The sequence below is a fragment of the Falsiruegeria sp. JB4-1 genome (assembly GCF_055693495.1).
Genome location: NZ_JBVFTZ010000001.1, coordinates 3,130,780 through 3,153,608, shown reverse-complemented (window position 1 = coordinate 3,153,608; position 22,829 = coordinate 3,130,780). Strand labels below are relative to the sequence as shown.

Sequence of the window (22,829 nt, the reverse complement as noted above, 5' to 3'; positions counted from 1 at the left end):
AATAATTGATAAATGAAAATTATTCTGCAGCGCAGCAAGAAAAAACTTGAAATGCTGCGATGCAGAAAGCATATTCCTCTCAAGCTGACGAACACCGGGGTGGGCCCGGACAGCAAAGAGGATTAAGACAATGGCAAAGACCCAAGACTTTACCGCGATCATGAAAGACGTAATGGGCTCGTTCCCGGTTGACACATCGGCGATGGAAGACGCGTTCAAATCGACCGCGACCCTGAACGAAAAACTGTCGAACGTTGCTCTGGAAGCAGCCGAGAAATCGGCCGAGATTTCGAACAAATGGACCAAGGACACCCTGGCCAAACTGACCGAAGTTTCTGAAAGCAAAAACCGACCCGGCCGACTATGCCAAAGCCGCAACCGATTTCGCATCCGCTTCGGCCGAAGTTGCTGCTGAAAACATGGCTGCTTTTGCTGAGATCGCCAAAAAAGTCCAGATGGACACTGTTGAGCTGTTCATGGCTGCGGGCAAAGACATCACCGAAGACGCAACTGCCGCTGTGAAAAAGGCCACCAACGATGTGACCGCCGCAGCCAAAAAAGCAGCTGCTAAGTAAGCGACAGAGCGGGTCTGCACCGATCCCTCTCCTCCCACTTTTTTGGTGCATCCCGCGTAGGGCAGGTCAATTGACCTGCCCTTTCTTTTTTGTTCGGGTTTGGTCTGCTGACACTTAAGTCAATGCCTGACCTCTTTTCTTTTGTTCTGCGCTCGCATAGGCTCTTGCTGCAATGCATCATTCCTGGGGAGGATACTCGGTGGCAGAACAAGAAAAACCACTGCTGATCAAGCGCTATGCCAGCCGACGGCTCTACAACACCGAAACCAGCGACTATGTAACGCTCGAGGATATTGCGGGGTTCATCCGGGATGGACGTGAGGTACAGATTGTTGATCTGAAGTCCGGTGATGACCTGACCCGCCAATATCTGCTGCAGATCATTGCTGAACACGAAAGCCGTGGCGAGAACGTCCTGCCTGTTAATGTGCTCAACGACCTGGTCCGCAGTTACATGGTGCCCGGTGGTGGTATGATGCCTCAGTTCCTGCAATCCTCGTTCGAGATGCTGCGCGAGAGCCAGTCGAAGATGATGGAAAACATGAACGCGATGAACCCAATGGCCCAGATACCGGGGTTCGAGGCGATGCAAGCCCAGCAAGAGGCGTTTCTTAAGGCAATGACCGGTGGGTTGTCGACCAACTGGTCAGCCCCGGATGCGTCTGAGAACGCCAAATCCGACGAGAGCGGCGAAGATCTGGACGAGATCAAGAAGCAACTGGCGGAATTGCAGAACAAGCTGTCCAAGCTAAGCTGACAGGATCAGATCTGTTGAGTTTAAGCCGCCCCCGGCAACGGGCGCGGCTTTTTTGTTCCGGATGGCTCCCGCTCGTCGGCAAAGTTTCTTACGAAACTCCACCTCCCGTTGGGCCGGGCGCCGGGCTGTGCCCGGCGCGGCACCGCCGTTTGTCCGCTATCACGTGCCGTAGCTGCGCACGGGGCCAGCGGCTTCGGCCATCGCCTCAAGCAGGATGTCGGCGACTGCGTCCAAGTCCTTGCGGGTCAAGGCAACAGGCAGACGCACATCACAGGCGTGCATCAGCATGGCGCGGGTTTTGGGAAGTTCCGGCAAGTCGTGGATGAATTGCCAGTTCCAGAAGGCGCGGGCGTTGTCCTCACTCAGCCCGAACACCTGCACTTTGACCCCACGCGCCTCGGCGGCGTGGGCAAATTGCCGGATCTCGGCTTCGTCCAGCCCGTTCAAATTGAATTGGATTGAATCCGGTGCGCGGCGTTCTGCGGGCAGGGGCGTGGGAACGTCGATGTAGGCAGAGGTGTTGAGCCGCGCGGCGACGTAGTCGTGATTTGCAAGCCCATCTGTCACACGGCTAAGCCAGTTCAGGCAATTGAGGGCGAATGACAGCGGCGCTCAGGTTGCTCATTCGCAGGTTATAGAGCGGTAGCTGGTTCTGCCACTTGGCAAAGCTGTCTTGGAGTACGGGATGTTTCTTCCAATTGTGCTCGTAAGCGCCCGACATGATGATCGCGCGCGCCACAAGATCGGCGTCGTCAGTGATCAGGATGCCACCTTCGCCTGCATTGATCATCTTATAGGACTGAAAGCTGAAACAGCCGATTTTGCCTATGGAGCCAATATTACGTCCGTTCCACGTGGTTCCCAGAGAATGCGCGGCATCCTCGATCACCGGGATATCACGCGCGTCGCACAGCGACATGATCGCGTCCATGTCCGAGGTGTGGCCGCGCATGTGGCTTATTATCACCGCGTGAACGCTGCCAAGCTTGGCCTCGAAGTCTGCAAGATCAATGCGATAGTTGTCGCCCACTTCGCATAGGACCGGCACGCAATCGGCATGCACGACCGATGATGGCACGGCGGCAAAGGTGAAACCGGGGATCAGGACACGCGCATCACGCGGCAGGTCCAGCGCCTTGAGGGACAGGAACAGTGCGGCCGAACAGGAGGACACCGCAAGTGCGTATTTTGAGCCCAGTAGCTCGGCAAACTCACGTTCCAACAGGGCAACTGGCGCGTCTTGGGGCGCGGTGTAGCGAAACAGGTCGCCAGAGGTCAGTAATGTATCGATGGCTTCGCGGGCTGCGGCCGGAATGGGTTCAGCCGCATGGACGTTTGGGGGAGTCTTCATATTTCAAATTCCTACAGGGTCCCTTTGATAAATCTAAAACAAAGCCCTCCGCCTGCCAAGCTAAAGATCTGTGACACGACAAAAAGAAACCCGCCACCGGAGTGATCCGGGGCGGGTCAGCTTAATTCCTGCGGCCAGAGAAGATTCCAGGGCCTGATCAGGATTAGACGTTTAGTAGCAGATGTTCCCGCTCCCATGGCGAGATCACTTGCAAAAACTCTTCGTACTCAGCGCGTTTGACGATGGAATAGACCCGTGCGAATTCGGGGCCCAGTACGTCGTGCAGAGCTTTGGCACCGTCAAACATATCCAGCGCTTGACCCAAGACTTGAGGGATGTCGCCTTCGCCTTCGTAGGCATCGCCATAGAACTGGCGGCGGGGGCGCTGTTGCTCGGTCAGGCCCAGATAGCCGCACGCCAACGAGACTGCGATACCCAGATAAGGGTTGCAGTCCATTCCGGCGATCCGGTTTTCAACCCGACGTGCTGCGGGGCCGGACAACGGCACGCGAATGCCAGTGGTGCGATTGTCGCGCGCCCATTCCAGGTTGATAGGTGCCGCATGGTCTTTCACATATCGTCGGTAAGAGTTCACATAAGGCGCCATGACCGCAAGGCCCGATGGCAGGTGGTTCTGCAGGCCGGCGATAAAGTGATAAAAGGCGTCTGTCTCGCCGCCTTGCGGCCCAACAAAGATGTTCTGGCCCGTTTCGACGTCCACGATCGAATGGTGAATGTGCATGGCACTTCCGGGTTCGTCCTCGATCGGTTTGGCCATAAACGTGGCGAAACAATCGTGACGCAGCGCTGCCTCGCGGATCAGGCGCTTGAAATAGAACACCTCGTCCGCCAGCTTGACTGGGTCGCCGTGCAGCAAGTTGATCTCGAGCTGACCTGCGCCGCCTTCCTGTGTGATGCCGTCGATCTCGAACCCTTGATGCTCGGCGAAATCATAGATGTCGTCGATCACCGGGCCAAACTCATCCACAGCGGTCATCGAATAGGCCTGTCGCGCGGCGGCAGGGCGACCCGAACGGCCCATCATAGGTTCGATGGCCTTGGCCGGGTCGACGTTGCGGGCGACCAGAAAGAACTCCATCTCTGGGGCCACGATCGGGTCCCATCCTTGGTCACGGTAGAGCTGCACCACACGTTTGAGAACGTTTCTCGGCGAATATGGGATCGCCTCACCATCACGATCATAGGCATCGTGTATCACTTGCAACGTCCAGTCGCCGGTCCACGGGGCGGCAGTTGCAGTGGTCATATCGGGCTTCAGGATCATGTCCTTTTCAATGAAGCCGTCATCGCCAGCAGCTTCACCCCAGTCGCCGGTGATGGTCTGGTAAAAGATGCTGTCGGGCAGGTGGAAATAGTCCTGCTTGGCGAACTTGCTAGCAGGCACGGCCTTGCCGCGCGCGATGCCAGGCAGGTCCGAGATCACACACTCGACTTCATCCAGGCGTCTGCCTTCAAGATAGGTTTTCGCGGCTTCGGGGAGATTGTCTTTCCAATCGGTCATGCTGCACCTGCTTCTGCAAAAAATTGGCCATCTCGCGCGCGATCTGCGGGCTGTCGATGGTATCAGTCAGTCGGGTTTCGGCGGCGTCAAGAATGGTGTCAGGAACCAGCCCGCGCCCACGCGCCTTGATCAGCCCATCGACAAACTCATTGTCGAACTCGGGATGCGGCTGCACGGTCCAGATGGCGTTGCCGTAGGCAAGCACCGCGTTCTTGCAGAAGTCGTTGCTTGCAAGCACCGTTGCCCCTTTGGGCAGTTCGGTCACCTGATCCTGATGCCAGGCGTTCATTACCATCTGGCGGTCGCCATAGTCATACTCGGTCGGGCCGATGGCCCATCCGCGGCTGAATTTCTCGACCTTGCCACCAAGTGCCTGGGCGATGATCTGGTGTCCGAAACAAACACCGATCATTGGCAATCCACGGGCGTGGATGTCGCGGATCAACTGCTCCAGTGGGGGAATCCAGTCGTGGTCTTCGTACGCCCCGTGCTTTGATCCCGTCAAAAGCCAACCATCGCAATCATCGGCACTTTGGGAAACTCATTGTCGACCACGGCATAGGCGGCAAAATCAAATTCGTGCCCGTGGCCGCTTAGAAGGCGCGCAAAAATTTTATCATAGTCGCCCGTTTTCCCAATCAGGGCGTCCGGTGCATGGCCCGTTATCAGTATGCCGATTTTCATGAGTCACCAAATTTGATCAAATTCAAGCCTACCGCAGCCTGCGACGTGCCGCAAGACATCAGACTGCTTCCAGATAGCTGAGCCAATGCGTTTCAGGTGCTTTTTCGGCGAACAGGGCGATCTCTTGACGCTTGGTCATCACTAGGTTTTGGATCATCGCAGGCGAAAAAATGCGGGCCGCTACTGCGCTCGCCTCAAAGCGGTCCACCGCCGCAGTCCAATCTGAAGCCAGTTGAGGTATGTCATCAAGTTCATAGGCATTCCCCGAAATTGGGGGCGGTGGAGACATGGCGTCTTCGATCCCGATCAAAGCCGCGCCCAGGACGGCCGTTAGCATCAGATACGGGTTGGTGTCGCCGCCTGCGACCCGGTGTTCGATGCGCCGAGCCACTGGAGCCCCGCCGGGAATTCGGATGGCCGCAGTACGGTTTTCATAGGCCCAGCATGCGCCTGTTGGGGCATGAGCACCAGGAACAAGGCGGGTGTAGGAATTTCCATGAGGAGCAAAGATCAGCGTGCAGTCGGGCATTGCGGCAACGCATCCGGCAACGGCCTGGCGAAGAATGTCTGTGCCGTCTGGACCGCCATTGTCGAATACATTCTTACCTTTTTCATCAACGACAGAAAAATGCACATGCATCCCGTTGCTAGGCGTCGTCAGGGTAAGGTTTGGCCATGAAGGTCGCCGCATAGCCATGTTTACGCGCCAATCCGCGGACCAATGTCTTGAACAGTAGGGTGTCGTCAGCGCATCTCATCGCGTCTTGATGGTTCAAATTGACCTCGAACTGGCCAATTCCAGCCTCTGATATTGATGTTTGTGCTGGCACCTCCATGTCAGAACAAGCTTGATACAAATCAGAAAAAACGCGTCAAATGCGTCCAGCTCGGTGACGGAAAGAACCGCCGTGTCAGAGAGAAGACGCCCGGTGATTGGATTGCGCGGCGGGCAAGGGGTATCCCCGCTGTCGTCGAGTAAGGTAAATTCCAATTCGGTTGCGGCTATGACGGACCATCCACGGGATGCATACCGGTCCAGCACCGCAGCCAGAGCATGGCGGGGATCACCATCAAACCGGTTGCCATCGTCATGATAGAGCTCCATCAACACCAGCGCCGATGGCTGCGCCAGCCAGGGCATTGGTACAGGACTCCTGCCAGTCGGCTTCAACATTCCGTCTGCATCACCGCTTTCGAAAACCAATGGGCTGTTTTCGATGTCTGCTCCCCAGAGATCGACATTCAGCGCGGAAAAGGGGATGCGCACGGCGCCTTTGTCCAATTTTCCGGAATACGATGACGGAACACGCTTGCCTCGCAATTGCCCATTCAGGTCGCAGGCCGCAACGCGGAAAGTATCGAATAGTGCAAGATCCATGGGACGCTCCGAAGCCGTTTTCAGAGAGATAGCCGAGCCTGTGGGGCCTTGTCACTAGATTTGATCAAATTTTCTTGGAGGGAAGTCAGGATCATCAACCGCTACTTGCTGCCGACTTTGAGCAGCATTTTGATTTCGTCGCGTGTGCTTTTGATCGTTGCAACGTACCAAAATTGCATCGTCGCGACCGGCTGGCCCGTGGAGCCGCTTTCAGCGTGCAAGATTGGGGCGAAAGCGTATTTTGGCCTTTTTGGCTTTCGGAAGGTGTCGGTTCAGATGCGCGTTGATCAGTCCGAAGATGCCCACAACTATCAGTGTCAGCAGGATGAAATAGAAGGCCAGAATTGGATAAGGGACAAATGGGTTGAACGTCTTGTCCGCAAAATAGCTGGCGTAATACAGCGCATCGCCCTTTTGCCGCCAGGCTGGGAAGGCCGAAAAGAACACAAGCGTCGTGGCGTGGAACAGAAAGATCGCCTCGTTCGTGTAGGCGGGCCAAGCCAGCCGCAGCATGGTGGGCCAGATGATGCGGCGAAAGCGCGACCAGCCGGACATGCCGTAGGCGTCAGCGGCTTCGACGTCACCCTTGGGGATTGAGCGTAGCGCGCCGTAAAAGATCTCGCCCGAATAAGCGGCCGTGTTGAAGAACAATACGATCAACGCCCCCAACCAAGCTGACGTGAAGGCGTCGAACATCGGATAGGCTTTCTTCAGCGACAGGAAGAAGAAGTAGGCAAAGAAGAACTGGATGAAAAGCGGTGAGCCCCGGAAGATGAAGATGAACCATTCCGATGGTTTGCGTAGCCAGATGTTGCTGGAAGCCTTTCCAAGAGCCAGCGCTGTTGCCAGAAAGAACCCGGTCACCAGCGCCATTAGGCCGAAATAAATGTTCCAGATCATCCCGGAGCCGATCAGTGTGAACTGTTCGCACAAGGTAAAATCGGTTTTGGGCAGCAGGCGTTCGCCATAGCCCAGAGAGCGTAGGCCATAGTCCTGGATGGTTTGAAGACAGCTCATGCCGCAGCCTCCTTACGCTGTGCTTCGCCGCCGGTGGTGGCTTGGCCGTGGCTAAGACGTTGCATCAGCCGCTCCAGCGCGATTTCGGACACGCGGGTGAAAGCAAGGTAGAACACCAGCAGGAACAGGAAATACCACATGCGCCAATCACCATGCGGATAGGCTGTGAACTTGGAGGTCTTGGTTCCGCCGAGTTCGCGTGCCCAATACACGATGTCCTCGACCCCTAGCAGGAACAAGAGCGGAGTGGCCTTGATTAAAACCATCCAAAGGTTCGAAAGGCCGGGCAGGGCGTAAACCCACATCTGTGGGACCAGAATGCGCCAGAACGTCTGGCGACGGCTCATGCCATAGGCTTCGGCCGTTTCTAGTTGTGCGTGGGGCACAGCGCGCATGCCGCCGAATAGAACATTGCCCGCAAATGCGCCAAAGACGATGGCAAAAGTGATTACGGCCAAGAAAAAGCCGTATGTCTGATGCACCCACTCGGGCGATGTGCCCAGGGGTAGTTTAGCCTGCGCGCAGACCAGAAAATCATTGCCCTGCCGGATCGGATCAGTCCAATCAGGGCAGAGAATCTGATGCCTTGTCCATTCGAACGCCTGATCCAGCGCGATGACAAAAAACAGGAAAAACGCGATATCGGGCACGCCGCGCACGATGGCGATATAGCCTTTGCCCAACCAGCTTAGGGGGGCGATATGCGACCGGGCCGACATGGCACCCGCAAAGCCAAAGGCCAGCGCCACGGGCGCGGTGACGGCCAGCAAGGCCAGAACCTTGATGAAGGACAGGTAGAACGACATGTGCACGCCGTTGGTCAGATAGCAGGAGAACCAACGAAAGGTGCCAAGCGTGTCAGGATCGGCGCAGTAGGAAAACATCAAGTCAGCCTTGGGCGGGGCAGGTTCGGCAGTCTATCGAGATCTGCCAAAGGAACGATCCCGCACATGTTCCATGCGGGATCGCAATACTTAGGGATCAGTACGTTTGGGTGTCTTCGCCGAACCACTTTTTCAGCAGGTCGTTCAGTGTGCCGTCCTCTTTCATCGAGGTGATGGCGTTGTCGAACTTGCCACGCAGTTCACCATCAGATTCACGCAGACCCATGCCGACGCCACCACCCAGGGGAACCGGGTCGCCAATGAAAATCAGTTCGCCGTTCGATTCTTCGACCAGCGGAACAAGATAGTCGCGGTCGGCCAGAACGGCGTCTGCTTCGCCGTTGCGGACTGCTGCGATGGTTTCTTCCGGTGTCGCGAATTCGACCAGCGTTGCACCCGATTCGGCCACGTGACCCGCTTGGATGGTCGCGGTTTGGGCAGCAACTACACCACCGGTTACGTCAGCGCCTTCGGCGGCTGCGACATAAGCCGATGCAGTCGGAGGATAGTAGTCTTGTGTGAAGTCAATGACCTCATCCCGTTCGGCTGTGATCGACATGCCAGCGATGATGGTGTCGTAGTTGCCTGAAACCAGGTTCGGAATGATCGAGTCCCAGTCGTTTTTGACCCACTCGCAGGTCAGGCCAGCGCGTTTGCACAGTTCGTCGCCCACTTCGCGTTCGAAGCCGTCGATTTCGCCGGCATCATTGATGAAGTTGTACGGAGGGTAGGCGCCCTCGGTGCCCATGCGCACGGTTTCGGCCATTGCCATACCGGCGCTCAGTGCCAGTGCGGCCGTTGTCAGGATCAGTTTTTTCATGTTTTCACTCCCCTATTTTTGGTTTCGTTTCTGGTTAAGTAGCCTGCGTGGCGGACAAAAAGCCCTGCAGACGTTCGGATTTGGGTGCGCCGAACAGTTGATCCGGCGAGCCCTCTTCTTCGATCAGCCCCTGGTGCAGGAACACCACGTGGCTGGAAATGTCAGCGGCCATTTTCATGTCATGGGTCACGATGATCATGGTGCGACCCTCGGCGGCCAGGTCCTTGATCACCTTGATCACTTCCTGTTCCAGCTCAGGGTCCAGCGCCGATGTGGGCTCGTCAAACAAGAGCGCTTCAGGCTCCATGCACAGACCACGCGCAATGGCGGCACGCTGTTGTTGGCCACCTGACAGCTGCGCCGGATAGACATCGCATTTGTCGCCAATGCCCACCTGCTGCAAATACTTGCGGGCGCTTTCTTCGACCTCGGCTTTGTCTCGGCCCAGGACGGTCACCGGGGCTTCCATCACATTTTGCAGAATGGTCATATGGGCCCACAGGTTGAACTGCTGGAACACCATCGACAGGTTTGTGCGAATGCGCAGCACCTGTTTGGGGTCGGCAGGACTGCGACCGTGGTGTTCACCTTTCCATGCGACCGGCTCACCCTTGAACAGAATTTCGCCCTGTTGGCTGTCTTCGAGTAAGTTACAGCACCGCAACAGAGTTGACTTTCCCGATCCTGAGGATCCGATCAGCGAAACAACGTCGCCCCGATGGGCTGTGATGTCGACGCCTTTGAGCACCTCTAGCTGGCCAAAGCTTTTGTGCAGGTTATTGATCTGGATGACAGGAGGTGTGTCTGACACGTGGAATCCGAAGGTTTGTACCGGTTTTGGTGGGCTAATAGGGCTGAATTTTTGTCGCAATGCAACTTGCAAAACGAATGTTTCGCCCCTGAATGCGCCGAATTGACTATACGGAACCGTCTTTTTCGGCGGGCGAAGGCGGTGTTGGCACAGCTAGGTACACCTCTGCGGGAATATCGATCAGCCCCCGGATGTGTAGCAATTGTCGGGTTTCTTCATCCAGCCCGTCTATAGCTGCCCGGATCGCTGCCGCAATTGGAGCGGGATCGCGGGACTGGGCGGTGATGTAAGGCAAGGTTGGCGTTGGTTCGGTGCGCGCCACGACGCGCAGCTTTTGCGCGAGTTCCGGGTCATGCTCGGTCAACAAGACCCAGGTTAGCGCATCCAGAGAGGCAAGATCTGCGCGCCCCTCGGCCACTGCCCGCGCCGACAGCGCATGACCGCCCGATTGCAATAGGGGCCCCAACTCCAATCCCATAGATTGCAGATGCGTGGTGGGGGCGGCCCAGCCGGATTGCGATAGTGGTTCGTTGTACGCAAACGTTCCACTAGCCAATTCTTCGAGCAGGCGAACGTCGTCTGCCCGCGCGACAAACGTCGAATAATAGTAACCCGGGGGACAATCGGGTAGGCCATAGTCCGGCGTTCCGACCAATGTTACTTTGCCATGCAACTTGGTTCTAAATGGCATCCCGCAGGTCTGTGAAAAAATCATTTGGGGGTCGCACCAGATATCCCAGAAGTCCCGCTCTCGATCCAGGGTTTCGGGTCCTTCTCGCAAATGCTCGCGCAGTGCGGCCCAAAAGATATCGTTGGCGGCGCGCAAGGCAGGTAAGTCGTACATTCCAAGCATTGCCGTCATGAACGGGCTGCCTTTTGTCTTGCAAGAGCCGAATCGCGATCATTGACGCCCAACAGATTTGCAACCAGACGCAGTAACGCGTTCTCCTCCTCGGCCCGTTCGCCATCAGCCAGAACCACTGACCACAGAGATTCGACCACGGCGCGGCGGTCTTCATAGGCCACTGCGTCTTTTATGGCGCGGGTAAAGCGGACAGTATCAGGCGCCTCGGCTTCCAGCACTTCGGCCTGCGACCGCAGGCTGGCTGCCTCGAACGGGGACAGGCCGTAGCGTGCCGCCGTGATACGGTCGATGCGCGCCATCTCTTCGGGGGCATAGTCATTGTCCGACTTGGCAATGCGTACCAACAGCGCTGTCAGCGCAAGGCGGGCATCTTCGTCAGGCAGTTGGGCGGGTTCGGGCTGAGTCAGCCGTGTCAGGAAATCACGAAACATGCGCCAAGGTATAGGATGCGATCAAGGATGCGCCAAGAGCCTTAGAGTTTTTCCATCGCACGTTGGCGTGCAGCCTCGCTGTCTTTGAAGCTCAGGCCCATTGCCACTCGGGCCTCTTCGACAATCTTGATCTCGCCTTCCTTCTGTTCTCCGTCGGCCAGGACAACTTCCCAAAGGGCATCGAGGGCTGCCATTCTTTCTTCGAGGCCCGTGGTTTCACGGATCAAGCGGCCAAACGTATCTGTTTCCGGAGCGGCCGCATGCAGCTTTTCACAAGTGGCGCGCACTTTGGCGGCCTCGATCGCGTTGTGCTGATAAAGGCGAGCTAGAATGCGGTCGATCAAGCTGATCTCTTCCAACTGGTATTCGCGGTCGGATTGCGCGACGCGTACAAGCAGCGCCCCCAGGGCCAACTCGGCATCCGGGTCGGGTAACGGGGCAGGACTAGTTGGGCGAAACGCCTGGAACAATTTCTTCAACATGGTCCAAAATTACCCCATATTTTGCGTTTCGCCAAGCGTGAACTACCCGGTATAGCCTTCGACGATAACAAGATCCCCGGTTGAAACTGGATCACGGATATCCTTTGCTGCCTGATAACCGATGCTTTCGTAGCAAACCAGTGCCTGTTCGTAGCTTTCAAATTCCAGCACCACGGTGCGCGCCCGAGCTTGCCCTTCGCGCACCTGCTGCTCTCCGCCACGTACCAGAAACTTCGCGCCAAACTCCGCAAACGGCGCTGCGTTTGCCGCAATGTAGTTCTTGTAGGTCTCCATGTCGTCTACGTCGACATGCGCCACCCAATATCCTTTGGCCATCATCCTCTCCCTCTTGCCATCAGACGCAGAGTGCGGCGCGACTGCGAAGAACGCAATCGCCCATCTTCCTCATGCTCAAAATATCCCGGGGAGGAGCAAAGCGACGGGGGAAAAGCCCCCATCAACTGATCACACCAGGCGTGAGGTGTCTTTGGCTGCTCGCACGAAATCCGCAAACAAAGGGTGCGGTGCAAAGGGCTTGGACTTCAGTTCGGGGTGGAACTGAACCCCAATGAACCAAGGGTGGTCTTTCCATTCCACGATCTCAGGCAGACGACCGTCCGGCGACATGCCAGAGAAGGACAGGCCGCAGTCTTCCAGCTGTTTGCGATACTTGATGTCCACTTCATAGCGGTGGCGGTGACGTTCTTCGATACCGGTCGAGCCATATACCTCGGCCACTTTCGACCCTTCGGCAAGCGCCGCATCATAGGCCCCCAGGCGCATGGTGCCGCCTTTGTCGTCATCGGCTTTGCGTTGAACGGTATGGTTGCCCTGCACCCATTCTTTTAGGTGATAGACCACCGGTTCGAACCGCTTTGCACCGGCTTCGTGGTCAAACTCTTCGGAGCCTGCTGCCTCGATACCCGCGACATTCCGTGCGGCTTCGATCACCGCCATTTGCATGCCCAGGCAAATCCCCAGATAGGGGATCTTGCGCGAGCGGGCGAATTCAGCTGCCTTGATCTTGCCTTCGGTGCCACGTTCGCCAAAGCCACCGGGTACCAGGATTGCGTGGAACCCTTCCAGATGCGGGGCAGCGTCGCCCCGATCAAAGACCTCGGCATCGACCCAGGACACGTTCACCTTGACCCGATTGGCCATGCCGCCGTGGGTTAGGGCCTCCTTGATCGACTTATAGGCGTCTTCAAGCTGCGTGTATTTGCCCACGATAGCCACGTTCACTTCACCGTCGGTGTTGCGAATGCGGTCTTTGACGTCGTTCCAAACGGCGAGGTCGGGTTTGGGCGCGGGCGAGATGTTGAAGGCGTCGAGCACGGCTTGATCCAGACCCTGCTCGTGATAGGCCAGCGGCGCCTCGTAGATCGAGTTCAGGTCATAGGCCGCCACAACAGCCTCTTTCCGGACGTTACAGAACAGCGCGATTTTCTCGCGTTCCTTTTCCGGAATCGGGTGCTCTGAACGACAGACCAGAATGTCTGGCGCGATCCCGATGGATTGCAGTTCCTTGACCGAGTGCTGGGTTGGTTTTGTCTTCAATTCACCCGAAGCAGCCAAATAGGGCAGAAGCGTCAGATGCATGAAAATGCATTGGCCACGCGGTTTGTCGTGGCTGAACTGACGGATGGCTTCGAAAAACGGCAGACCTTCGATATCGCCCACGGTGCCGCCGATTTCGCACAGCATGAAATCAACCTCATCCTCGCCGATCGAGATGAAGTCCTTGATCTCGTTGGTGACGTGGGGCACCACCTGAATGGTTTTGCCCAAGTAATCGCCGCGGCGCTCTTTTTCCAGCACGTTGGAATAGATCCGGCCCGAAGACACAGAGTCGGTCTTGCGCGCTGGCACACCGGTGAAGCGTTCATAGTGGCCCAGGTCCAGGTCGGTTTCCGCTCCATCGTCGGTGACAAACACTTCGCCATGTTCAAAAGGTGACATGGTGCCGGGATCGACGTTCAGATACGGGTCCAACTTGCGCAGGCGCACCGAGTAGCCGCGCGCTTGCAACAGCGATCCCAAGGCGGCGGATGCCAGACCTTTGCCGAGCGAAGATACAACACCGCCAGTGATAAAGATAAAACGCGCCATGAGTGTTCGGCTGCCCCCGTGAGTGGTCAAAATTCAGGTGCCCGGTGGCTTCGAACGCACGCCCAAAAACCACAGCATCACGGGACTTCACGTATAAAGGATTCGCGCACTAAACGCAAGAGAACCGCAAGATGCTGTTGCGGTTCTCATCCGGAATTCAAGGTATAGTGGTTCAGTCGGCCTTTGGAATCAGCGGAGCATTGTCGCCTTGGGTCGGCGGCAACAGGTCAGAACCCGCTGGAACGTCAGGCGTACTCTGCTCGGATGCAGGCGCTGGAACACCAAGGCGGTCGATGACCGAAGAGCCCGCGGATTTTTGCGCGGCCAGAATGGTCAGCGTGATCGATGTCACGATGAATGCCGCCGCCAGGATCCAGGTCAGCTTGCCAAGCGCCGTTGCCGCCGCACGGCCCGATACGGCACCGCCGCCGCCACCGCCCATGCCCAGACCTCCACCCTCGGACCGCTGCATCAGAACGACAACGATCAGGCCAAGAGCCAGGAGAAGGTGAATGATGAGGACGACGTTTTCCATGGAGACCCTGCAGAGCGTGGTATGTACCGCGCGGTATGTAGGCAAGTTTGCGGTCAGGGGCAAGGGAGGAGTTTGCCATCACACCACGTGATTGCCTCTATCACGGATTTGACACTGGACTTGGCGCCATTGCGGTTCAATCATGCGGCCCATGCCACATGATGATCACGACCACCCGCACGCCCTGTTGCCACCCGAGCCCGCCCTGCGGGTCAAGGCACTGGAAACGATTCTCACGCGCAAAGGGCTGATTGACCCGGCTGCTTTGGATGAGTTGATCGATACTTATGAAAATCGCATTGGTCCCAAGAACGGCGCACGAGTTGTTGCGCGGGCGTGGACGGATCCGGAATTCAAGGCCGCGCTGCTGGCAGATGCCACGCCAGTGGTGGCAGACTTGGGTTATTATGGCCGCCAGGGCGAGCACATGGTGGTGGTCGAGAATACGCCTCAGCAGCACAACATGGTGGTTTGCACCTTGTGCAGTTGCTACCCGTGGCCTTTGCTGGGCATACCTCCGGGGTGGTACAAATCTGATGCCTACCGCGCCCGTGCGGTGCGTGAGCCACGCAAAGTGCTGGCCGATTTTGGGGTGAGCCTGCCCGAGGGAACCTCTGTGCGGGTCTGGGATTCTGACCGCCGAGGTACGCTACCTGGTTCTGCCAATGCGACCAGAAGGGACTGAAGGCTTGTCCGAAGATGAGTTGGCCGATCTGGTGACCCGTGACAGCATGATCGGCACTGACCTTCCAAAGGTGCCGTCATGACTCGCGTGCACGATATGGGCGGACGGTTTGGCGATGGGCCAGTGGTGCCGGATGCCGAGGATGATCCGGTGTTCGAGAAAGACTGGCATGCACGGGCGTTGGCGGTGACGTTGGCCTCGGGCGCGTTGGGCAAGTGGAACATCGACGTGTCACGCCATGCGCGAGAGCGGTTGTCACCCAAGGATTACACACGGTTCAGCTATTACGAGAAGTGGATCTCGGCGCTTGCGGATCTGCTGGTGCAGACCGGTGTACTGACATTGGAGGATCTGACAGACAAAGGCGAAGACACGTCGCATCCTTTGGCTCACAAGGCGATGACCGCGGCGGCTGTGCCAGGTGTCTTGGCCAAAGGTGGTCCTGCAGATCGACCATCGGAAGTAGAACCCATCTATGTCGTTGGGCAGACAGTGCGGACGGTGCGACCGTCGGCGAACCGATTTGTAGATGGCGGGCACACACGGCTCCCCTCGTATGCGCAAGGTGCAAGGGGCCGGATTTTGTTGGCGCATGGCACCCACGTTTTGCCTGACAGTAACGCACATGGGTTGGGCGAGGCCCCCGAGCCGCTCTACGCGGTGGTATTTCCGGCGTCTGAATTGTGGGCCGACGCGGAAAGCCCGGACGATGAAGTCGTTCTGGACTTGTGGCAAAGTTATCTGGAGCCGACATGAGTGATTGTGTGACACAAAGCGCTCGCGAGCCGGTCTTTGCGGAGCCTTGGCACGCTCAGGTCTTTGCCCTGACGGTACATCTGAACGAAAGCGGGCGATTGGCCTGGCCCGAGTGGGCCGAAAGGTTTTCGGCAACCCTGAAACGGCACGGGTTGTCGCGTGAATTGGATGGCGGGGATGATTATTTTCATGCCTGGTTGGAAACGTTAGAGGCATTGCTGGACGAAGACGGCGCAGCCTTGAAAGGTGAGGTTTCACCGATCAAAGACGCCTGGGAGCGGGCTTTTCTGAGCACGCCACACGGAGCAGCAGTCAAATTGGACGGGTGACCGCGCATTGTCTGCCTCAAAGACGGGCAAGTCGCGCAGGGCCGATTACAATGTGACAGTGAGGATTTGGGCGCCAGCTGCAAGTTGAACCCGGCCACCAAAGGTCAATCCAGTGTCTCCAGCCGACAATTGTATTCCGTTCAGACTTGTTGTTCCACACAGGCAATGAATGGCGTGCTGGCACTGCGACAGGGTAAACTCTTGCGTGCCAACGTAGTGGCACACTGACGGTGTAATGCGCTTTGGGTCAAAGATGAGGTTGAAATTTTGCACCGCACCACCGCGAAGTCGACCATTCACAGGTAAATCCCCAGCAAAGGTCAATGGGCGCAGCGGTCTCGCGCGCAAAATACCGTCCGGAGAGATCAAATCCATCCCGCTGCCTTCGATCACCGTCAAGATGCGGACAAAGCCAGAAAAGGTCGAAAACGGACCGTCCTTGTCCACGTCTGCAATGCTCAGTCGCCAGGTCAACCGATCGCCTTCTTTTTGTGTAAGGATCTCACGGGTCAGGCCGCCACCGTTTTTCCACGGAGTAGCTACAAGGTCGACGGCCCTGACAACCTGCTGCATTGGAATAAACTATTGGCTGCGTGAACGCGGGCGTGACGTCAGGCCCGCTTTTTGCAAAAATCTTCGCAAACTGGTGCGAGTGGGCAGTGAGAACCGCGGCGCGCTAAGCCGAGGCTTGCCAGCCAGCCGATTGAATTCATGCACATCAATGATCTTTTCGGCGCACCCGCATCCTTCACCCAAGCCTACCTTGGTATAGTAGAACCGCTCAAAACTATTGTCAGGTTTGTCCATCCTCATCTTCCACATGAAGCCGTCCGGTAAGCTGAAGCCGAACACTCCTGTCAGTTTTATCTGAATTCCTTGATCAGGGACAGGGACAAGATTCCCGACTGGGGCACACTGTTCGGTGATCTTGATAAGCCAAGCTGCAATTATGAACCTTCCTCTGACGCGCAGATTTGCCCGGGTCATCTCTCTTTGTCAGTTTTTCGGGCAGCCTGCGGCGAATTTGCGGTTTCACTGTTGCATGCGCCTCTGTATATGAACGCGGGTTTGATACTTCGCAGCAAAGGACCGGATATGGCCAATGTCGTAGTAGTCGGCGCTCAATGGGGCGACGAGGGTAAAGGCAAAATCGTGGATTGGCTCAGCGAGCGCGCTGACGTGATTGCACGGTTCCAGGGCGGTCACAACGCCGGGCATACCCTTGTGATCGACGGTAAAGTCTACAAGCTGCATGCATTGCCATCCGGCGTTGTACGCGGGGGTAAGCTGAGCGTCATCGGTAACGGTGTGGTTTTGGATCCCTGGCATTTGATGAAAGAGATCGAGACTGTGCAGGCGCAGGGTGTCGAGATTACGCCCGAGACGCTGATGATCGCGGAAAACACGCCGCTGATTCTGCCAATCCACGGCGAGCTGGACCGCGCCCGTGAGGAAGCGGCCAGCAAAGGGACCAAGATCGGGACCACCGGACGCGGTATCGGTCCTTGCTATGAAGACAAAGTAGGTCGTCGGGCCATTCGTGTAGCGGACTTGGCAGATGACGCGACGCTCGAGGCGCGCGTGGACCGGGCCTTGCAGCACCACGATCCGTTGCGAAAGGGACTGGGAATCGAGCCCGTAGACCGCGATGCCTTGGTTGCGCAGTTGAAAGAGATCGCGTCCAAAATTCTGCCTTTTGCTGCCCCGGTGTGGAAGGTGCTGAATGAAAAGCGCAAAGCAGGCAAGCGTATCCTGTTCGAAGGGGCTCAGGGAGCGCTCTTGGATATCGACTTTGGCACATACCCATTTGTTACGTCCTCAAACGTGATCGCGGGTCAATCGGCAACTGGCGTAGGTATCGGTCCGAACTCGATCGACTTTGTGCTTGGCATCGTTAAGGCCTATACAACCCGTGTAGGCGAGGGGCCGTTTCCGACCGAGTTGCATGATGACGACGGCCAGCGTTTGGGCGAGCGCGGACATGAGTTCGGCACCACAACGGGTCGTAAGCGTCGATGCGGCTGGTTTGATGCGGCTTTGCTGCGCCAAACCTGTGCCACCAGCGGTGTCAGCGGGATCGCCCTGACCAAGCTGGATGTGCTTGACGGGTTTGACACGCTAAAAGTTTGCGTAGGCTATGATCTGGATGGGGAGCGTCTGGATTACCTGCCAACGGCTGCCGATCAACAGGCGCGCTGCAAGCCGATCTATGAAGAGCTGCCGGGTTGGAGCGAATCCACTGAAGGCGCCCGCAGTTGGGCGGAATTGCCTGCAAACGCGATCAAATACGTGCGCCGCGTTGAAGAGTTGATCGACTGCCCGGTCGCGCTACTGTCCACCTCACCCGAGCGTGAGGACACCATTCTTGTCACTGACCCGTTTGCAGACTGATGGCTGACGAAAAGAAACCCGGTTTGAGCTACAAAGCCCGCCGTCGGTGGGCCTTGGTCATCCTTTTGCTAGGGATGCCGATTTACATCATCTTGGTGGTGTTTGTTCTAAGCCTGCTGAACCGCCCGCCAATTTGGGTGGAGTTGCTTGTGTACATCGGGCTTGGGATTGCCTGGATTTTGCCTTTCAAGGCAATATTCCGCGGTGTTGGTCAGGCCGACCCAGACTCCCTTAACGAGCCGGAAGAATAGATGCCTTTGCGTGATTGCATGAGTTCAATCACGTGAACGCACATTCAACCAGCAAAACCATTCGGTCTGACCGGTCGACGCGATGTCGCGAAAACGCAAAGCACGCTACTGAAACCAGCAGCGTGCTTTGCAATTTAGGGTCTTCTGATTAACCGGCAGCGCGTTTGTTTGGGTGGAACCCGATATCTCCGGAAGCAACAAAGCGTCCACCGCCTGCCTTTTCGATTTTGCCGTCACGCAGCAGTTGCCCAAATGAGCGCAGACCGTCTTCGCGGTTGAACGATTGATTGTCGAGTTGACGGACTTTGTTCATCAGTTGTGGGCGGGAAAACTGCTCACGTCCTTCTACGAACGACAGGTAGGCCGCCGCTGCTTCAAGCAGATCCGGCAGGGTTGAGGCACCGTTTTCGGCTGCGAATTCAGCAAACCCAGATTCGGAAGCTACGGCTGGTTCCTCAGCTACAACAGAAGCTACGCGACGTGGGCGGACAGGCCCGCGCTGAGATGTTTCCGATGGCACATCAACACGCTGTTCTGCCACAAGTTTGAGCGGAGCGGGGCGTTGTGTTGCCGAACGAGGGCGTGGGCTGGAAACTTTGGCTTCCGGTCGACGCGGGCGCACAACGTTGGCAAGATCTTCGCGATACTCGTCATCACTGGCGTGGGTGCCCACAGTGCCTCCGGCAGAGCGTTCTGCCTGAGCCGCTGCGACCGCTGCACGCAGATGGGTGTACGCTTCGCGGTTGGACGAAGTGTCGGGATCGTCAAGTTTTTCTTCCGCGGTTGCCATCAGGCGCGACAAATCATCGTCGTTCGTTTCGGTCGACAGGGCATCTTCACTGAACTCAGCGTCTTCATCAGATTCGATGTCTTCTGGTTCTACCTTGGATGCCGCTTCGTGATCTTCTGCATCCTGATCCACTTCGTGATCATCAGCGTCCTGGATTTCGGCAGAAACTTCGACCTGCGGGTTGAGCTCAGCCTCGACTGCCGCCAGCTCTCGCATTAGATCTTCTTCATCTTCCGGCCGAAGTGAACTGTTGCTTTTGCTGTCCGAGTCCTCTGACCCGCCAGTTTCCTCGGTTGCCTCATCTTCGTTCTGGTCACCTGCCGCAAGCACGTGCTCCAAGTCACTCCGCTTGACCTTCAGTACGCGGCTTACCGGCTGCGAAAGCTTTGCCGGGGCTTTTTCTGTACCCAGAATGTTGTCCAGGTCGTCCATAGCCTCGTCTTCATCTTCTGCGTCCAAGTCAGAAAAGAGAACTTTGTCCGAGTCATCTACTGCAACGTCCTGATCGTCCTCGAAGTCATCGTCATAATCGGTGACTTCGTCCGTGGACGCCAGAACCAGTGGAGCATCATCTGCATCCGATACGTCTTCTTCGTATTCCTGATCATCGTCCATCTGCATGGCCGCTGCCATGGCCGTCGCGGCCGGGCTTGTCAGGTCTTCGGCGTGTTCGTCTTCGGCATAGGTTTCAGCCTGTGACGCCTGTTCGTTGCGGGACACGACGGCGCGGATGCGTTGCAGCTTGGCTGCAATGCTATCAGACGCAGGAACTGTGTCTTCCTTTTTGACGGGCTCGGCATCGAGGATAGGCGCTGCGTCTTCGGGATCGGCTACGCGCGCGGCGATGGCTGCCAAGGCCGCGTCTTCTTCGATCTCTTCGGCGCTGGTGTCGACTTCGAAAGCCTCATCAGCGTCATCTGCTGTGTCCTCGGTCTCGAACTCGGGTGCGTCCTCTGCCTTTGCGATTGTCGGTGTGTCGATGGCAGGTGCATCAACTTCAATTACTGTTTCGGCAGCAACTTCGGCTTCCGCTTCGTTCTGCAGATCATCCGCTTCGGACGGGACATCCGTGATTGACTCTTCGTCGATCTGTTCTTCGAATTGCTCGACGTCTACATCGACGGCCGGATCAGCTGCTACTTCTGTCGTAGCGTTTTCCGATGTGGGGGCGGCAACTGGCTCTTCAACCGACGACGCTTCGACTACGGACTCGTCTGCGGCCTCTTCGACAGAGGTTTCTTCGTTGGCGTCTTTTGCCAGCACGTCATCTGGATTTTCATCCGCGATGGTCGCGGCCTCTTCGTACTGAGCCTCCACAACAGGGGTTTCCTCAACCGGTGTTGGCTCGGGGTCGGCAACTGGTGCAGGTGCAGGTTCGGGCTGTGCCTCGACAGCTTCATCGGCAGCAGGGGTGACAACTGGCGCTGCTTCTGCAGCACGCAGGACAATACCTTTGGAATCGGTGCGGGCTTCGACCTGGCGGGAAATTTCGCGTTGAGCAATCCGTGCCAGCATGTCGGCGTCGGGTTGCGGTGGTTCGGCACCGAAGTAACGATCGTCAGCGGCCAAATCCCTGAAATACTCGGCAATGGCTTTCATGGTGTCGAAAGAGTCCTCGAAACCCTCCAACGTGCAGGAAAATGTCCCGTATGAGACGGTCAATACCTTGTTGTTCTGTACCATGGGATGCTCGTCCTCTACATACTTATGGCAACCCGTTTACCATCCCCGAGGCGTCAATTTCGGCCCGAATCTGTGCAAATGAGCGTATCATTTTGTGACCAGATTGTGGCCCGTTTCCAAAATAAGGCCAAATCGACAAATGAAACCCCTTATTGTTGATCAATCGGAACCAATAACGCTGATTGGTGGCGGAGAGGTGGGTGAAAACGACCTCGAGCTGGCTCTTTCGGTGGCTCAGACGCTTGTGGCAGCAGATGGCGGAGCCGATCAGGCTCTTGCGAGAGGGCATATGCCGCATGCGGTCATTGGCGATTTTGACTCGATTTCGGATGACGTAAGGCATCAGGTTCCTTCCGAACGGCTGTTTCCAGTGCAAGAACAAGACACCACCGATTTCGACAAGGCGCTGCGTCACCTTCGGGCGCCGTTTGTCGTTGGGGTCGGGTTCCTTGGTGGGAGAGTGGATCACCAGTTGGCCGTCTTCAACACCTTGGTACGCAAGGCTGCGATGTCGTGTGTGTTGCTGGGTAGGCATGAAGTTCTGTTCCATGCACCACCGCGGATCGAGTTGGGATTGGAGCCGGGAAGCGTGGTGTCATTGTTTCCATTCGCGCGCGTATCGGGCCGATCTACAGGATTGGAATGGCCAATTGATCACCTCACGTTTGACCCCTCGGGACAAATCGGAACATCAAATCTCAGTACAGGAACTGTGACGCTGGAGGTCGATCAACCCGGGTTGTTGGTCATGGTGCCACGAAGCGCCTTTGATCTGGTTACGCAGGCGTTTCGGTCAACTGAGCGCGCGCTGTGGCCCGCTCGCGAAGGATAATGTAGAGGCCGACGGCGATTGTTATGCAAATTCCTACGCTGGCCAGCCCATTGGGCAGGTCGCTGAAGATCAACCAGCCGATCAGGGTGGCCACGGGAATTTCCAGGTACTGCATGGGCGCCAAAGTGGCCGAGGGTGCATAGCGCAACGACCAGGTCATCAACAGATGCGCAAGCGTGCCCAGCAGACCAATGGCCAGCATCAGCCAACTGGTCGTGACGTCGGGCATGGTCAGGGTCAGTGGTTCAACCCCCATTTGGTGACCAATCAGAAGGGCAGGCAGCAATACAACCGAGGCCATGACGCCAGACACGGCTTGCAGGCCCACGGGGTCAGTGTCCTTGGCCAATTGACGCGTGACCAACATGAAGAGTGAGAAAACAACCGCGACCACCAGCGGCAGAAGAGCAGGCCACCCAACCTCCACAAAACTTGGCTGAATGACCAGAAGTGTACCGACAAAGCCAACAATACAGGCGCCCAAGCGGCGAGTGCCAACCTCTTCGTCCAAAACATATTTGCCAAGCAAAAGCATGATGAATGGCATGACAAAAGCAATCGCTACAGCATCGGCAAGCGGCAGATACTGTAACGCGGTGAACATCGCGCCAATGCCAATGATATGTAGCACGGTACGCAAAGCCGTCAGTCGCAACAGCCGCCCGCGAATACGCCAAGGGCGTCCGGTTAAGGCGACGAGCGGGATCAGCACCGTAGCCTGCACCGCGAAACGAACCAGCAGCAGCTCTCCCAACGGTATGGCGCCGCTCAACAGTTTGGCGACCGCGTCGCCCATAGGAGCAACAACACAAAAGCCAAGCATCAAGAGAATACCCAGAACAGGCCGGTCTTGTGACATGCGGCAACGCTATGGAATGGCAAGACAGTGAT

The 22,829-nt window shown here is 56.9% G+C and carries 21 protein-coding genes and 5 pseudogenes; 8 read left to right on the top strand and 18 right to left on the bottom strand.

What is annotated here, in order from left to right:
* Positions 1–130: 130 nt before the first annotated feature.
* Both ACZ1HE_RS16140 and phaR read left to right on the top strand, forming a co-directional pair.
* A pseudogene (locus tag ACZ1HE_RS16140) lies at positions 131–575 on the top strand (phasin family protein).
* 199 nt (positions 576–774) lie between these two features.
* Positions 775–1,332, top strand: a complete 558-nt coding sequence (gene phaR, locus ACZ1HE_RS16135) for a polyhydroxyalkanoate synthesis repressor PhaR (protein WP_472622402.1) — start codon at positions 775–777, stop codon at positions 1,330–1,332.
* Positions 1,333–1,491: 159 nt separating this feature from the next.
* Here phaR and ACZ1HE_RS16130 read toward each other — a convergent pair.
* The 14 genes and pseudogenes from ACZ1HE_RS16130 to secG all read right to left on the bottom strand — a co-directional run bounded on the left by ACZ1HE_RS16130 (position 1,492) and on the right by secG (position 14,221).
* Positions 1,492–2,683, bottom strand: a pseudogene (locus ACZ1HE_RS16130) (DegT/DnrJ/EryC1/StrS family aminotransferase).
* 163 nt (positions 2,684–2,846) lie between these two features.
* Complete coding sequence (locus tag ACZ1HE_RS16125; RefSeq protein ID WP_472622400.1) at positions 2,847–4,205, bottom strand: glutamine synthetase family protein; 1,359 nt, start codon at positions 4,203–4,205, stop codon at positions 2,847–2,849.
* A pseudogene (locus ACZ1HE_RS16120) lies at positions 4,156–4,889 on the bottom strand (type 1 glutamine amidotransferase). The gene ACZ1HE_RS16125 and the pseudogene ACZ1HE_RS16120 overlap by 50 nt, the downstream one beginning before the upstream one ends.
* Positions 4,890–4,947: 58 nt before the next feature.
* Positions 4,948–6,267: pseudogene (locus tag ACZ1HE_RS16115) on the bottom strand (glutamine synthetase family protein).
* A gap of 210 nt (positions 6,268–6,477) precedes the next feature.
* Positions 6,478–7,284, bottom strand: coding sequence for an ABC transporter permease (locus ACZ1HE_RS16110; protein WP_472622398.1), 807 nt, complete (start codon positions 7,282–7,284; stop codon positions 6,478–6,480).
* Entirely contained in the window at positions 7,281–8,168 is an 888-nt protein-coding gene (locus ACZ1HE_RS16105) for an ABC transporter permease (RefSeq protein WP_472622396.1), read from the bottom strand. Before ACZ1HE_RS16105 ends, ACZ1HE_RS16110 begins: the two co-directional genes overlap by 4 nt.
* A 97-nt stretch (positions 8,169–8,265) precedes the next feature.
* Positions 8,266–8,988 carry a transporter substrate-binding domain-containing protein gene (locus ACZ1HE_RS16100; protein ID WP_472622394.1) on the bottom strand — a complete coding sequence of 241 codons (723 nt, stop codon included), beginning with the start codon at positions 8,986–8,988 and terminating at the stop codon, positions 8,266–8,268.
* Positions 8,989–9,022: 34 nt separating this feature from the next.
* Positions 9,023–9,799, bottom strand: a complete 777-nt coding sequence (locus ACZ1HE_RS16095; RefSeq protein WP_472622392.1) for an ABC transporter ATP-binding protein — start codon at positions 9,797–9,799, stop codon at positions 9,023–9,025.
* Positions 9,800–9,905: 106 nt separating this feature from the next.
* Positions 9,906–10,661, bottom strand: a complete 756-nt coding sequence (locus ACZ1HE_RS16090) for a phosphate/phosphite/phosphonate ABC transporter substrate-binding protein (RefSeq protein WP_472622390.1) — start codon at positions 10,659–10,661, stop codon at positions 9,906–9,908.
* Positions 10,658–11,095, bottom strand: coding sequence for a tellurite resistance TerB family protein (locus ACZ1HE_RS16085; protein WP_472622388.1), 438 nt, complete (start codon positions 11,093–11,095; stop codon positions 10,658–10,660). The genes ACZ1HE_RS16090 and ACZ1HE_RS16085 overlap by 4 nt, the downstream gene beginning before the upstream one ends.
* Before the next feature lie 41 nt (positions 11,096–11,136).
* Positions 11,137–11,577: a tellurite resistance TerB family protein gene (locus ACZ1HE_RS16080; RefSeq protein WP_472622386.1), complete on the bottom strand. Its 441-nt coding sequence runs from the start codon at positions 11,575–11,577 to the stop codon at positions 11,137–11,139.
* Positions 11,578–11,619: 42 nt separating this feature from the next.
* Complete coding sequence (locus ACZ1HE_RS16075) at positions 11,620–11,913, bottom strand: DUF1330 domain-containing protein (protein WP_472622384.1); 294 nt, start codon at positions 11,911–11,913, stop codon at positions 11,620–11,622.
* A 129-nt stretch (positions 11,914–12,042) separates the two neighbouring features.
* Positions 12,043–13,686, bottom strand: coding sequence for a CTP synthase (locus ACZ1HE_RS16070; RefSeq protein ID WP_472622382.1), 1,644 nt, complete (start codon positions 13,684–13,686; stop codon positions 12,043–12,045).
* 172 nt (positions 13,687–13,858) lie between these two features.
* Positions 13,859–14,221: a preprotein translocase subunit SecG gene (gene secG / locus ACZ1HE_RS16065; protein WP_472622380.1), complete on the bottom strand. Its 363-nt coding sequence runs from the start codon at positions 14,219–14,221 to the stop codon at positions 13,859–13,861.
* Positions 14,222–14,372: 151 nt separating this feature from the next.
* Here secG and nthA point away from each other — a divergent pair.
* The 3 genes and pseudogenes from nthA (at position 14,373) to ACZ1HE_RS16050 (ending at position 15,991) form a co-directional block, all read left to right on the top strand.
* Positions 14,373–14,988: pseudogene (gene nthA / locus ACZ1HE_RS16060) on the top strand (nitrile hydratase subunit alpha).
* A complete protein-coding gene (nthB, locus tag ACZ1HE_RS16055; protein ID WP_472622378.1) occupies positions 14,985–15,662 on the top strand; it encodes a nitrile hydratase subunit beta in 678 nt (225 codons plus the stop codon). Before nthA ends, nthB begins: the two are co-directional and overlap by 4 nt.
* On the top strand, positions 15,659–15,991 hold the full coding sequence (locus tag ACZ1HE_RS16050) for a nitrile hydratase accessory protein (protein WP_472622376.1): 333 nt from the start codon (positions 15,659–15,661) through the stop codon (positions 15,989–15,991). The genes nthB and ACZ1HE_RS16050 overlap by 4 nt, the downstream gene beginning before the upstream one ends.
* Before the next feature lie 45 nt (positions 15,992–16,036).
* Here ACZ1HE_RS16050 and ACZ1HE_RS16045 read toward each other — a convergent pair whose 3' ends face one another.
* Entirely contained in the window at positions 16,037–16,564 is a 528-nt protein-coding gene (locus ACZ1HE_RS16045; protein WP_472622374.1) for a HutD/Ves family protein, read from the bottom strand.
* Between the two features lie 9 nt (positions 16,565–16,573).
* The gene (locus tag ACZ1HE_RS16040; protein WP_472622372.1) at positions 16,574–16,798 is read right to left on the bottom strand and encodes a hypothetical protein; all 225 of its coding nucleotides are present in this window, start codon (positions 16,796–16,798) and stop codon (positions 16,574–16,576) included.
* Between the two features lie 288 nt (positions 16,799–17,086).
* On the opposite strand from ACZ1HE_RS16040, the gene ACZ1HE_RS16035 reads away from it, so the two are divergent.
* Positions 17,087–18,382, top strand: a complete 1,296-nt coding sequence (locus ACZ1HE_RS16035; protein ID WP_472622370.1) for an adenylosuccinate synthase — start codon at positions 17,087–17,089, stop codon at positions 18,380–18,382.
* Positions 18,382–18,633 (top strand): DUF2842 domain-containing protein, encoded by a 252-nt coding sequence (locus ACZ1HE_RS16030; RefSeq protein WP_472622368.1) that lies wholly within the window; start codon positions 18,382–18,384, stop codon positions 18,631–18,633. Before ACZ1HE_RS16035 ends, ACZ1HE_RS16030 begins: the two co-directional genes overlap by 1 nt.
* A 148-nt stretch (positions 18,634–18,781) precedes the next feature.
* Here ACZ1HE_RS16030 and ACZ1HE_RS16025 read toward each other — a convergent pair whose 3' ends face one another.
* The gene (locus ACZ1HE_RS16025; RefSeq protein ID WP_472622366.1) at positions 18,782–21,106 is read right to left on the bottom strand and encodes a chemotaxis protein CheA; all 2,325 of its coding nucleotides are present in this window, start codon (positions 21,104–21,106) and stop codon (positions 18,782–18,784) included.
* 139 nt (positions 21,107–21,245) lie between these two features.
* On the opposite strand from ACZ1HE_RS16025, the gene ACZ1HE_RS16020 reads away from it, so the two are divergent.
* Positions 21,246–21,938, top strand: coding sequence for a thiamine diphosphokinase (locus tag ACZ1HE_RS16020; RefSeq protein ID WP_472622364.1), 693 nt, complete (start codon positions 21,246–21,248; stop codon positions 21,936–21,938).
* On the opposite strand, the gene ACZ1HE_RS16015 is transcribed toward ACZ1HE_RS16020, so the two are convergent.
* Complete coding sequence (locus tag ACZ1HE_RS16015) at positions 21,883–22,797, bottom strand: DMT family transporter (protein WP_472622362.1); 915 nt, start codon at positions 22,795–22,797, stop codon at positions 21,883–21,885. The two genes, ACZ1HE_RS16020 and ACZ1HE_RS16015, sit on opposite strands and share 56 nt — an antisense overlap.
* Positions 22,798–22,829 lie beyond the last annotated feature (32 nt).